Genomic DNA, 12,388 nt, shown 5'->3' on the forward strand with positions numbered 1-12,388 from the left:
TAAATTCTAATGTAAGGCCCCCAAGTATAGCGAGATTTCAGGTCGGTGACACTAAAAATGCAAGTAACTTGCGCCGTTCTAGTAAAGCTTCAGAATGTTACTTTACTATTACATTTCTGTCACACTGAAGATAAATGTCAATATATTTAAACTATTTAGCCCCAGAGATTTACAACATGCGCGCAAGCGCACTATCATGGGAAAAAGGACTAGTGAAATCAATCTTGTTTGGTGAACTTACAGCGTAATGGACAGTGCTATGAAAAAACTTAATACAGTGGTAATTAAATTACTCTCGGTTATGGCGATAGGGCTTTTCCTTACCGCGTGCTCAAATTCTTTATCAACCTTACCCAGCGCGTCAATACATCCTTCGTTGACGAAAAATCCTGCCGATTACCAATATTTAATTGGTCCCGGTGATCAGCTGAATATCTTTGTTTGGCGTAACCCTGAGATATCAGGCACCTTTTTAGTGAGACCCGACGGTATGGTTTCAACCTCTTTGGTTGAGGATCTAAAAGTATCAGGGAAAACACCGACCCAGCTAGCGCGCTTAATCGAATCAGAATTAGCTGAGTTTATCCGTGATCCCATTGTTACCGTTACGGTTGCTGGTTTTGTTGGCCCCTTCAGCGAACAAGTTAGGGTTATTGGTGAAGCCTTTGAACCACAAGCGATTAACTACCGAGAAGATATGACCCTGTTGGACGTAATGATTCAAGTTGGAGGCTTAACTGAATATGCCGATGGCGATAATGCGCGTCTAGTTCGTGTGGTTGGTGGAGAGCAACGTTCTTATAAAATTTTAGTAGGAAAGTTAATTCAAGACGGTGAGATTGAAGCCAATGTGGATGTTCTTCCTGGTGATATTATCATTATCCCAGAAGCCTGGTTTTAGTCGGAGTACTGAGTTAAATGCAAGAGTTAATTGAGGATTTTCTGCAGTACCTCCGCGGAATATGGTTAAAGCGCCGTTATATATTGCTTGCCCTGTGGATTATTTGCCCGATTGGTTGGATTGCAGTGACCCTGCTACCCAACCAATATACAGCCGAAGCGCGTGTCTATGCCGATACGCGTTCTTTATTGCAGCCCTTATTAAAGGGCTTAGCTATTCAGACTGACCCGGGTCAGGAATTAGCGATGATGGAGAAAACGCTATTAAGCCGGGGCAATTTAGAAAGGATAGCACGCGCCAGTGATGCTGATATAAGGGTCAATAGCAGTGCTGAGTACGATGAGTTGCTGGACGACCTGAAAGAGACTATCGAAATCGACAAAACTCGCCGAGAAAATCTCTACACCATTACTTTTAGTGGTGATCCCCCACAATATGTGCGTGACGTAGTGCAGGCAGCCCTTGATGTATTTGTAGAAAATACCCTAGGGGAGAAGCGGCAAGATACCGATACGGCCAATTCTTTTATTAATCAGCAAATACAAGAATATGAAGCGCGCCTCATTGAGGCGGAAAAACGCCTAGCCTCATTTAAACAAGAGTATACGGAGTTTCTTCCGGGCAAAGAAACCACTTACTACAGTAATTTAGAAGCGGTTAAAAAACAGCTAGAGGAAACTCGTCTACAGCTTAGCGAGGCCCAGACAAAACTTACCTCGGCGCGAGCCCAACTAGCCAGTGAAGAAGCGCTAGCGTCCCAGCAAACGGCAAAGGTCAGAACCGAGTTTGATGATCGTATTCTGGCTATGCAAACTCGCTTAGATGATTTGTTGCTACGTTATACCGAACGTCATCCCGATGTGATTGAGATGAAGCGTCAAATCGCTTCGCTACAACGACAAAAAGACAACGCTATTGTTAACGCTAAAACACCAGCCGCGATAGCCTCTGAGTCGGTGATTTATCAAGATTTAAAAATAACGGTCAGTCAACTAGAGAATGAAGTGGCCTCACTTAAGGTGCGAGAGCAACGCCACCAAGAAAAAGTTGAAAGCCTAGAACAGCGCTTGCGCCAAGTACCTGATGTGGAAGCTAAATTAACAGGCTTAAACCGTAACTACGAGATTACTAAATCAAAATATGAAGATTTACTGTCACGTAGAGAAAGTGCCTTAATATCTGAAAGTGCCGGTAAAACCACTGATGATATTAAATTCAGGGTGATAGATGCACCTCGAGTTCCGCTTGAGCCTTCTGGGCCTAAACGACCGCTATTTATTGCTGGTGTGTTGATTTTGGCTCTGGGTATTGGGGTGGGCTTGTCGTTTGTCTTTAGCCAAATTAATCCTGCGGTTTCCAGCGTTCAACAGCTATATCAGCAAACCGGCTTTCCAGTTTTTGGTGTGGTATCTGCTACTCAAAGCTCGGGCTTAGCCAAAATAGAGAAGCGAAAAATGCGGGTATTTGTATTGTCAAATGCCGTGTTGTTGTGTGGCTTTATTGGCTTCATGGTGATTAACTTGTTACCCAATTTACACAGTAAGATTATTTTAGGCTTAGGTGGATTGTTATGAGTACGATTGAAAAAGCCATGGGCAAGCTTGCTCAGCAAGCACAGGCAAAAGAGAAGCCACCTGAGAGCGCAGTGGAAGATCAGCAAGTGGCGGCCGCTAATTTCTCTGCTAATGCCTCAGTTAAAGATAAGCCGGTTTTGCAAATTGATTCAGCGGTGTTGAAGCGTTTGGGCATGTTGTCGGATATTCGCTCTCGAGAGACTCGAGTATTGAGCGATGAATACCGTGGTATTAAACGTAAGTTATTGAAAAATGCCTTTGAGCCGGGGTTGATTCCACAAAATAAAAGCAACCTTATCATGGTGACGAGTGCTAATCCCGGTGAGGGTAAAACCTTTACGTCGATTAACTTAGCATTGAGTCTTGCCTTAGAAAAAGACAAAACCGTATTGTTAATTGATTCAGATGTGCTCAAGCCAACGGTGAGTAAAACCTTGGGCATTGGCCAGCACATGGGCTTAATGGAATATTTATTAGGCCAAACTGATGATGTGGCTGATGTTATTTATCATACCAACATTCCAAATCTACGTATTATGCCAGCGGGTATGCCCCACCATTTAAGCAATGAATTGTTGGCCAGCGAAAAAATGCGGTCGCTAACAGAAGAGCTTAATAGTCGTTATTCTGACCGGGTGGTATTGTTTGATAGCCCTCCCGTGTTAGGAGTTAATGAAACCGTAGTTTTGTCCAACTTTGTTGGTCAGGCGGTGGTGGTGGTCGAACAAGATAAAACTAAATTGGCAGCAGTTAAATCGGCGGTATTGCAGTTTAGTGAAGAGTTAGCAATCGGTTATGTAATGAATAAAGCGGTGCACGGAAAAACAGGAACCTATGGATATGGCTACGGATATGGCTACGGATATGAGGAAGAACGCAGCGCCTAGGTTTTTTATTGCGCTTGTTATTGCTGGTGGATGTGTTTTATCGGCCCGGGCTGCTGAGGTGGAGTTTAGCCCGGAAGTAGATATAGAAGCAATTTATACGGATAACGCCGAACTTACAGAGGTTAACAAAGAATCTGGTGAAATAGGGATTATTTCCGCTGGGTTTTCCACTGAGGTTCTGGGTAAGGATGGAGAACTTGCTTTAGATTATCTTGCTCGCCAAACTTACCATTCATACAATTCTGATAAAAATAAGCTTTACCACGAGCTTGATTTCCTCGCCGACAAAAAGCTAGGACGCTCTGGCTTTAGCGCAGATGTCACGGCGAGCATGGAGATCCTCCCTGCCGATGTAAGCAATAATGCCATTACTGATGTTGTGGCTGGAGACCTTATTCAAGGCAGTGAATTGGGTGTGGGTTTTGCTTATCAATCAAACCCTCGTAAGTGGATCGATCTGAATGCGCGCGTCTCAGCAAGTTTGTATCGCTATGAAGATGAACGAGGCAATAACAATGACTACGATGCTTCATTGGTGTTTAAAAATGGTCGCAGAGTTAAGCAAGTATTTTGGTTAGTTGATTCTAGTTATATTCGCCGAGAAGCTCGTGGTAATACTCAAGAGACCGAAAGCGTTCGCTATAAGGGGGAGCTGGGTCTACAACAGCGAGCCGGATTTAGCCCTTTTATTCGTTATTACGCCGAAAGCTACTTAGAAGGGATCAGCTCTTCTGCTAAGTTTGGCGAGTCGGAAAGTTGGGGGCCAGCACTACGTTATTTTCGCAGCAAGCTGAGCTACCTCGAGGTGAGTTATAACTTTTCCTTAGATAAAGAGAAAAACGACGACTATGTAGGGGCGGCCATTAATTTAGAGCCCAATCGTCGAACTAAATTTTTCTTCGAATACAGTAAGCGCTTTTATGGTGATGCCTATGAGTTTATTTTCGCTCATCAAAAGCGCCGAATTAGCACCGATATTAGTTACCAAGAAGAGCCGACCAGCTTTGACCGCCGTTTCTTCGTTGAAGGCGATAACGTCGAAGAACAAAAGCTGGATAAAACCTTTCGCTGGAATACGCGTTTAGATTTACGTCGTTCTGCACTTGATTTCGAGTTGCGCCATCAAACGCGTGAAGGCTTAAGAGATACTACGGATTTTATTAAAGACACCACCTACGGCGGTGGCCTTAGTTATGATCACAAATTGTCGCGTAAGTTGAGTTTGGCTTTGGCTTTTGATTATGACCACTATACTTTTGACCAACTTAATGGCGTGGAACAAATCGACAAATATAGTCGCTACGACTTGTCTTTAGAGCAAGATCTTATGGAAGGCTTCTTTTTAACTTATCGTTATCAATTTACTCATCGTAGCTCAAATGTTGCTGGGCGCACTTATGATGAAAACCGAGTTTCAATTAACGCTACTAAGCAGTTTTAAATATGTATGAGTCTTTTTTTGGGCTAAGTGATAAGCCATTCAAACTTAGCCCTGATCCCAAGTTCTTTTTTGCCAGCCCCCACCATGATCGCGCGGTATCTTATTTGCGCTACGGTTTATCCCAAGGGGAAGGTTTTATTGTTGTCACCGGGCCGATAGGCACCGGAAAAACCACCATCGCCAGAAGTTTGTTGGCCTCGGTGGATGACTCTATTGTTGCAGCCCAGATTGCCACCACTAAATTGGCTCCCGATGAGTTAGTTCGTCTAGTGGCAGCGCAATTTAATATTGATGTTGAAGGGCTTAATAAGGCAGAAATTTTAAAACGATTCGAGCAATACTTATTAACTTTAAACCAACAGGGAAAGCGTGCTCTTTTAGTGGTGGATGAGGCGCAAAACCTTCCCGCTGAAACGGTAGAAGAGCTGCGTATGTTGTCGAATTTTCAGCTCAATGATAAACCGCTATTTCAAAGCTTTTTGTTAGGTCAAGAAGAGTTAAAGCCGATTATCGAGTTGCCAGAAATGGAGCAATTTCGGCAGCGAATTATTGCCTCTTGTCATCTTAAACCCTTCGATGCCGAGCAAACCCAAGGTTATATCATCCACCGTTTAAAACAGGTGGGCTGGCAAGATAATCCCAAGCTAGAAGATGATATTTTTGAGCAAATCGCCGACTTCACCAAAGGTATACCGCGGAAGATTAATATTTTCGCCGACCGTTTGTTTTTATACGCCTTCCTAGAAGATTTACATACTATCACTCAAGCAGACGTGGCGGCGGTGATCGAGGAAATGGGCGGAGAACTTTCTGGTTCATTGCAGGGTACGCCCGAGCAGCAAGGTGTGAGTGACTTAGACGCCGTGCTGGGGCGCCAATACGATGCCCTACCCAGTGGGGCATCACCGCTCAGTGACAGTCATATAAAAGCGGCCTTGCTCGATGTCTCGGGTTATCTGGAAGAAGTGGTATTGCGTAAAATTAAAATTATCCGCTATCTGGATAAAATGATTGAGAAGAAGCGCAAAGAGATCGTCGAGATGGGTGATAATAGCTAGCAGCACGCTTTGCCTCTGTGCTAGCTACTGAGTCAAAAATGGAACAAAGTCTTTGAGCATGATTGTTGGTTTTCTAGGCTACAGTGTCGCAGCCGTATTTTACTTGTTGTTTAGTTTGTTGCTGCTAACCACCAAACAAAGTGGTTTTCAGCGTCAGGCTTTAAGTTTGTCGGTGTTTTTCACTTTATTGTGGGCTTTGGCGGCGGCCTTACAGATCTGGTTTGCCATGCCCTTAGTCTTTCTCTATGCCGTGGAAACCCTGCGTAATGGTTTATGGTTTCTGTTGCTCTATGCCACCCTAGTCCCGCATTTTGAATTTAGCCAGTTAGTTCATGGACCGTGGCGTAAAAAAGGCATTTTGCTTGGTTTACTGCTGACCGCCATTTTACAGCTGGGGGTGGGCTTTAGTGGTTTTAACCTAAATACCCTATGGTTAGTATCTCAATTAGCGCAGGCGATAATAGGTTTATGGCTGATTGAACAGTTGTATCGGCGTATTGAGCTTAACGCTCGCGATGCCATTAAGCCTATGTGTTTAGGTTTGGGCGCTGTGTTTGCCTTTGATTTCTCGCTTTATGCCAATGCTTTAATCACTTCTGGTATTTCTTTTGATTTCTGGAGCTTGCGTGGTTTTGTGGCTTTAGTTGCCGCGCCTTTAGTATTGCTCAGTGCTCGGCGAGTGAAGCGCTGGTCAACTAAAATCTACGTATCGCGGGATGTGATTTACCACAGTACGCTATTGTTAGTGGCTGGGGCTTACTTGTTGGTGATGTCCTTAGTGGGTTATTACATACGCTATGCCGGTGGCGATTGGGGGAGCATGGCGCAAAGCGGTTTCTTCGCCTTAAGTGTGCTGGTATTAGTCAGCTTGTTTTTGTCGGAACGTTTACGCAAGCGACTTAAAGTACAAATCACCAAGCACTTCTTTGCCAATAAGTACGAATATCGTGAAGAGTGGATGAAGTTTGCAGCGGTGCTAGAAAGTCAGCAAGGCTCTCCTTATAGCATCGCATTAAAAGCGATTAATCAGCCTTTCGATTGCCAATACGCCTGCTTAGCGGTGACCGAAAACGGTCGTATGGTGGTAAAAAATACCTACAATATTCGTGACGATGATCCGCAAGCCTTACTTTGCCTCGAACTGTTTGGTCAACAAGCGATAGAGCATCAATGGATTGTTGATATTGAAGAATTAAAACAAGACAGCAGTGTATTGCCGTTTAAGGTGCATACCAACAGCCTGCATAATATAAACAAGTTTAGTTATGTGATACCTATGAGTACCGATGCGGGGTTTAAAGGGCTTATCTTACTATCTGCGCCTACCGCCATTCATAGCGTTAACTGGGAAGACCGAGACTTAATGCGCGCGATTAGTCGCCAACTAGCGGTGTTTTTAAATCTTCATCGTTCAAATTTGGCCTTGGCAGAGAGTCAGCAGTTCGATACCTTTAATCGTATGTCTGCATATTTAGTGCACGACTTGAAAAACGTGCTGGCGCAGTTACAGCTATTATCGAAAAATGCGGTGAAGCACAAGCATAACCCTGAGTTTATCGATGATGCCTTTGAAACCGTCGACTCAGCGGTAAACCGTTTATCTAAAGTGGTTGGGCACTTAAGTAAAAAACAACGGGTTGATACGGTGGTGGCGCCTTTCTCTTTAAAACCCGCGCTGCAGCAAGTGATTAAATCTCGCTCAATTAGTTTGCCTTTGCCATTGCTGGAGTACCACTTAGACGATGGGTTCGAGCTAGTTTGCGATCAAGAACGTTTTATTAATGTGCTGACTCATTTAATACAAAATGCTCAGGACGCCAGTGAAGACAATGGCAGTGTTACCTTAAGAGCGAGCCAAGTTGAGCAACAGTGCTTAATTGAGATAGAAGACCACGGTGAAGGCATGAGTATTGAGTTCATAGATACTCGTTTATTTAAGCCTTTTGATACCACCAAAGGTAATGCAGGTATGGGAGTGGGCGCTTACGATGCTAAACGCTTTGTGGAAGAGTTGGGTGGTCATATCCATGTGCAAAGTAAGCTAGGAGAAGGCAGCTTATTTGAGCTTTACCTGCCTATTCATAAAATTTAGTCAGCCAGTTAAAAACTGGTCGAGCCAAATGGAAATAATACGATGGAAACGTTACTGGTTGTTGAAGATGATCCCGGTATTCAAAAGCAATTAAAGTGGAGTTTCAGCGACTACGAGGTGATTGTCGCCGGAGATAGAAAAGAAGCCATCACTGCCTTGCGCCGCTATGAACCGAAGGTGGTGACTTTAGATTTGGGCTTGCCGCCAGATGAAGCCAATGCCAGTGAAGGTTTGGCCACGCTTAAAGAAATGCTGGAATTGAATTCTAAATTGAAAGTGATAGTGATTACCGGCAATGAGGACAAAGACAATGCGCTCAAAGCTATCGCGATGGGCGCGCATGATTTTTATCATAAACCGATTGACGACGATACTTTGTCGGTGATTATCTCTAGAGCTTTCTGGGTCGCTAATATTGAATTGGAGAATGAAGCGCTACGCGGTGCTTCTCTCGATAGCAACGGCTTTTTAGGTAACTCTCCACAGGTGCAAAAAGTCTGTCGCATGGTAGAGCGCATCGCCCCCACCGAAGTGACCACCTTGCTATTGGGGGAAAGTGGTACTGGTAAAGAGGTGCTGGCTCGGGCTATTCATCAACAAAGTCCTCGTAAAGATAAGCCCTTTATCGCAATTAACTGTGCTTCGATCCCTGAGAACTTGCTTGAAAGTGAACTCTTCGGTTTTGAGAAAGGCGCTTTTACCGGCGCCCATAAAACGACCGAGGGTAAAATAGAATGTGCTCATGGCGGCACTCTATTTCTTGATGAAATTGGTGACATGCCCTATCCCTTGCAAGCAAAAATTCTACGTTTCTTGCAAGAAAAGGTGGTTGAGCGAGTGGGGGGGCGCAAAGAAATTCCAGTGGATGTGAAAATTGTTTGTGCCACTCACCAAGACTTGCAGCAAATGGTTGAAGAAAAAGCCTTTCGGGAAGATTTATTTTATCGCATAAGTGAAATTACCATCAATATTCCGCCGTTGCGTGAGCGTGGTGAAGATGTGGTGTTGCTAGCACGCGCCTTCTTGCAAAACTATAACAAGCAAATGCAGCGTAATATCAATAATTTCAGCGATGATGCCATTGCCGCCCTTACGCGGCATCGTTGGCCGGGCAATATTCGCGAGTTACAGAACAAGGTGAAATCGGCGGTGATAATGGCCGATAGCAAGCAAATTACTGCAGAAGATCTGGCCCTGCCTTTGGCTGACGGTGATGAAGAACAGTTAAAGCTCGCCTTAAATTTGCGCCAAGTACGTGAAACTGCCGAGAAACAAGCGATTAATAAGGCATTGGCCTTGAGTAATGGCAACATCTCCAATACCGCTGGCTTATTAGGCGTTACTCGTCCCACGCTATACTCTTTACTTGAGAAATATGGATTAAAAACCGATTAGGACCGTTATGGATAAATCACAAACAGAAATGAATATATTAGTGACTCCAGAAATGGCAAATTTCTCGGGGAAAATGCACGGTGGGGCGATGTTAAAAGTATTGGATGAAGTGGCCTTTACTACGGCTATTCAATACTGTGGCAACTACGCTGTGACCTTATCAGTAGACCAGGTGTTATTTAAGAATCCGGTGGAAATCGGTGAGTTTGTGACGTTTTTAGCCTCGGTGAATTATACCGGTAGAACCTCAATGGAAGTGGGTATTAAGGTGATAGCTAAGAACCTAAAGGAACAAGTGGTTCGTCATACCCATTCCTGCTTTTTCACCATGGTGGCGGTTGATGAACAGGGTCATGCGATTGCTGTTCCCCCATTAAAACCGAGCACCGAGCTGACTAAGCGCCGCTATAACGATGCCTTACGTCGCCGTCAGCAAAGGATTGATAATCAGAAAAAATAAGACAAGCTTAATTAAAGCTTGTCTTAGTCTATGTCTTTAAACCAGCTTATGTTGTTAGTGCCGCTTAATAGCCGTTTAGCCGGTCGAAATATTCGGGCAGGAGTAACGATATTTGTGGAATATAAGTAATTAGCATTAAGAACAACAACAGTAAGCTCAACCAAGGTAGACAAGCTTTAATTACCCAGCCCATACTTTTGCCCGTAATGCCGGCGCTAACAAACAGGTTTAAGCCCACCGGTGGAGTCAGCATGCCTATCTCCATATTTACCACCATGATGATACCCAGGTGGATGGGGGTCTATGCCCGCTTGAGCAGCAATGGGAAACAAGATAGGGGCCATAATCAACAAGATGGCTGAAGGCTCCATAAAGTTACCGGCGATCAGCAGCAAAATATTCACCACCACTAAAAATGCCGAAGGTGGCAAACCATAGGCCACGATGGATTCGGCGATCATATGAGGGATCCGCTCTGTGGTGAGCACATGCGCAAATAACATGGCATTAGCAATAATGAATAGCTGCATAATGCTAACTCTGATAGCCTTCTAGCTCCAGAGTTTGACTTAAAGAGCGCAAAATATCCGGGTCGTCATCGATAAGAATTCCCTGTTTATCCACCTTGGCCTCTTCACAATTATTCGGGCGATTGGGCTTGGGGCAGGCGGATCACAAACTCCGGCTCCAAATCTGCTTTATTGCTAACGGTTATTTCTCCACCAAAGGATTCAATTAAACGTTTTGATATCGCCATTCCTAGGCCTAAACCTTGTTTTTTGGTGGTGTAGAAGGGTTCAAATATACGTTGTAGTTGCTCTTCGCCGAGCTCTGGGCCATTGTCCCAAATAGCGATGCATTGCCAATCATCTTGCTGGAATTGACTGATCCCCAAACGCGGTTGCGGTTGTTGTTCTAGGGCGTCGATGGCGTTGTTGAGCAGGTTAATTAACACCTGCTCTAGGTGAATAGGGTCAACCTTCACCCACTGCTCGTCCTGACCAGAGAACTCAATTTTAATATTATTGGCGACGATGCGATTGGCCAAAATGGACAGTGCCGCGTTAATTGCGCTGGAACTGCTAAGCACTTGGCTTTGACCGCTGGATTTGCGCGAGAAAATCTTAAACTTGGCGATCATCTTACTTATCTTGCTACTGAGCTTGAGGATCTCCTGAAGATTGCTGCTTAGCTGTTGGTGCTGTTGCTGTTGTTGAAAGCGCAAGGCATTTTCAGCGTAGTTACGCAGTACGGTGAGCGGTTGGTTAAGCTCATGATTGATCCCTGCAGAAAGCTCTCCTAAGGTAGCTAATTTAGCCGCCTGCACCAATTCATCTTCAGTTTTTTTTTAAGGTCTGAGCGGTGCGCTGGTCATCGTCCAGAGCTTGCTGAAGTTGCCTGTTCGCTCGCGTTAATTCGGCGGTACGCTGCTGGACTCGGCCTTCTAAGAGCTGATTTGCTTGAGCTTGTAACTGACGACTGGTTTGCAATTGTCGCCAATACAAGTAAAGCAGAACCAAGCCCCAATAGAGCAGCGAACACATTAGCAAGGCCTCGCCAAGCTCGCTGCTATAAGAACTTTGTGGCGATAGCGCATACAAGTGCCAGCCTGCAGTAGGCAGTACTCGGTGGATGCTAATGTAATTGTTTAAGTCACCGCGATAGTTGGGTAACGCAATGCCGTCGTTATTTTTGCGCTGAGCGATGTTGGCTAACTGATGCTCGCCATATTGGCGAGAGTTAATAATTTGTTGGCGCAGAGACTCGGCCATGGGGCGGATACTGTGGTATAGCCAATGGTTTTGTGAAGCATAAAAAACCACCCCGTGTTTATCGGTGAGCAGGTACTCAAAGTGCGGATCGCGCCAGCTTCTTTCAATAATATTTAATGCCACTTTCACCACCACTACGCCGATCACTTTTTGCTCATCAAACACCGGAGCAGAAAAGTAGTAACCTCGTATCCCTGAGTGCAAACCAAGGGCAAAGTATTGGCCGTACTTACCTAGGATGGCGGTTTGAAAATAAGGGCGATAGCTGTAGTTACTGCCAACGAAGGAGCGTGGGCTTTGCCAGTTGCTGGAAGCAATGGTGGTGCCATTTATATCTAGTAGATAGCTGACATCGCTACCTTGACGTTGGTTGATCTCTTGTAAATAAAGGTTGAGCTGTTGACGGCGTTGAAGGCTTAGGTTGAGTCGCAGAGGCTCCACGATTTGTTGCTGAAAGGCTAGTACCTTGGGGAAATTACGAAAACGGTCTAATTCATGTTGAATACTGCGTTGTAAACGTTGGCTCTCGCCAAGTAGGCGCTGTTTCTGTTGTTGTTTCGCTTGGTATTGAGCGCTGACTCCTGCCAATAACATTAGGATTAACCAACATAGACCCAGTAGAGCCTTATGCCCCGGGGGAATACCGATTTTAAAGCGCTGTTCCATCGCAGTTAAGTCAACTTTTTCCATAAAACCAGCTTATAAGAGAAATCGAAATCTTGCTGGCGGATTAGTCACATAGTCCGATTTTGGGGCGCTAAATCGGGGCGCTAGCTTCCTTATATTACCTAAGGTTATAAAGAATCCC

Annotated in this window: 10 protein-coding genes and 1 pseudogene; 8 read left to right on the top strand and 3 right to left on the bottom strand. The window is 44.7% G+C overall.

Annotated elements, in window-relative coordinates:
• The first annotated feature begins 259 nt into the window (after positions 1–259).
• Genes AR383_RS16320 through AR383_RS16355 form a run of 8 tightly spaced genes read left to right on the top strand, consistent with a single transcriptional unit; the run spans position 260 to position 9,808 of the window.
• The gene (locus tag AR383_RS16320) at positions 260–901 is read left to right on the top strand and encodes an XrtA/PEP-CTERM system exopolysaccharide export protein (protein WP_229711187.1); all 642 of its coding nucleotides are present in this window, start codon (positions 260–262) and stop codon (positions 899–901) included.
• A gap of 17 nt (positions 902–918) precedes the next feature.
• A complete protein-coding gene (locus AR383_RS16325) occupies positions 919–2,475 on the top strand; it encodes an XrtA system polysaccharide chain length determinant (RefSeq protein WP_055734084.1) in 1,557 nt (518 codons plus the stop codon).
• Positions 2,472–3,362: an XrtA-associated tyrosine autokinase gene (locus tag AR383_RS16330; RefSeq protein WP_055734085.1), complete on the top strand. Its 891-nt coding sequence runs from the start codon at positions 2,472–2,474 to the stop codon at positions 3,360–3,362. The genes AR383_RS16325 and AR383_RS16330 overlap by 4 nt, the downstream gene beginning before the upstream one ends.
• Positions 3,340–4,803, top strand: a complete 1,464-nt coding sequence (locus AR383_RS16335; RefSeq protein WP_055734086.1) for a TIGR03016 family PEP-CTERM system-associated outer membrane protein — start codon at positions 3,340–3,342, stop codon at positions 4,801–4,803. The genes AR383_RS16330 and AR383_RS16335 overlap by 23 nt, the downstream gene beginning before the upstream one ends.
• A 2-nt stretch (positions 4,804–4,805) precedes the next feature.
• Positions 4,806–5,861, top strand: coding sequence for an XrtA/PEP-CTERM system-associated ATPase (locus AR383_RS16340; RefSeq protein WP_055734087.1), 1,056 nt, complete (start codon positions 4,806–4,808; stop codon positions 5,859–5,861).
• A 58-nt stretch (positions 5,862–5,919) separates the two neighbouring features.
• The gene (gene prsK, locus AR383_RS16345) at positions 5,920–7,953 is read left to right on the top strand and encodes an XrtA/PEP-CTERM system histidine kinase PrsK (RefSeq protein ID WP_055734088.1); all 2,034 of its coding nucleotides are present in this window, start codon (positions 5,920–5,922) and stop codon (positions 7,951–7,953) included.
• Between the two features lie 42 nt (positions 7,954–7,995).
• Complete coding sequence (gene prsR / locus AR383_RS16350) at positions 7,996–9,348, top strand: PEP-CTERM-box response regulator transcription factor (protein WP_055734089.1); 1,353 nt, start codon at positions 7,996–7,998, stop codon at positions 9,346–9,348.
• A 7-nt stretch (positions 9,349–9,355) separates the two neighbouring features.
• Positions 9,356–9,808, top strand: a complete 453-nt coding sequence (locus tag AR383_RS16355; RefSeq protein WP_055734090.1) for an acyl-CoA thioesterase — start codon at positions 9,356–9,358, stop codon at positions 9,806–9,808.
• A gap of 64 nt (positions 9,809–9,872) precedes the next feature.
• On the opposite strand, the pseudogene AR383_RS16360 reads toward AR383_RS16355, so the two are convergent.
• From AR383_RS16360 to AR383_RS16370, 3 genes and pseudogenes are all read right to left on the bottom strand, one after another.
• Positions 9,873–10,350, bottom strand: a pseudogene (locus AR383_RS16360) (TRAP transporter large permease subunit); the annotation flags it as partial.
• 98 nt (positions 10,351–10,448) lie between these two features.
• Positions 10,449–11,135, bottom strand: a complete 687-nt coding sequence (locus tag AR383_RS16365; protein ID WP_055734092.1) for a sensor histidine kinase — start codon at positions 11,133–11,135, stop codon at positions 10,449–10,451.
• Between the two features lie 10 nt (positions 11,136–11,145).
• Positions 11,146–12,270: a PDC sensor domain-containing protein gene (locus AR383_RS16370; RefSeq protein ID WP_055734093.1), complete on the bottom strand. Its 1,125-nt coding sequence runs from the start codon at positions 12,268–12,270 to the stop codon at positions 11,146–11,148.
• Between the last annotated feature and the right edge of the window lie 118 nt (positions 12,271–12,388).

It is taken from the genome of Agarivorans gilvus (assembly GCF_001420915.1).
GTDB classification, from domain to species: Bacteria; Pseudomonadota; Gammaproteobacteria; order Enterobacterales; family Celerinatantimonadaceae; genus Agarivorans; species Agarivorans gilvus.

Excerpts from the sequence above, each read along its gene's own strand:
- AR383_RS16320 (WP_229711187.1), top strand. The coding sequence starts at position 260 with ATGAAAAAACTTAATACAGTGGTAATTAAATTACTCTCGGTTATGGCG.
- AR383_RS16325 (WP_055734084.1), top strand. The coding sequence starts at position 919 with ATGCAAGAGTTAATTGAGGATTTTCTGCAGTACCTCCGCGGAATATGG.
- AR383_RS16330 (WP_055734085.1), top strand. The coding sequence starts at position 2,472 with ATGAGTACGATTGAAAAAGCCATGGGCAAGCTTGCTCAGCAAGCACAG.
- AR383_RS16335 (WP_055734086.1), top strand. The coding sequence starts at position 3,340 with ATGAGGAAGAACGCAGCGCCTAGGTTTTTTATTGCGCTTGTTATTGCT.
- AR383_RS16340 (WP_055734087.1), top strand. The coding sequence starts at position 4,806 with ATGTATGAGTCTTTTTTTGGGCTAAGTGATAAGCCATTCAAACTTAGC.
- prsK (WP_055734088.1), top strand. The coding sequence starts at position 5,920 with ATGATTGTTGGTTTTCTAGGCTACAGTGTCGCAGCCGTATTTTACTTG.
- prsR (WP_055734089.1), top strand. The coding sequence starts at position 7,996 with ATGGAAACGTTACTGGTTGTTGAAGATGATCCCGGTATTCAAAAGCAA.
- AR383_RS16355 (WP_055734090.1), top strand. The coding sequence starts at position 9,356 with ATGGATAAATCACAAACAGAAATGAATATATTAGTGACTCCAGAAATG.
- AR383_RS16370 (WP_055734093.1), bottom strand. The coding sequence starts at position 12,270 with ATGGAAAAAGTTGACTTAACTGCGATGGAACAGCGCTTTAAAATCGGT.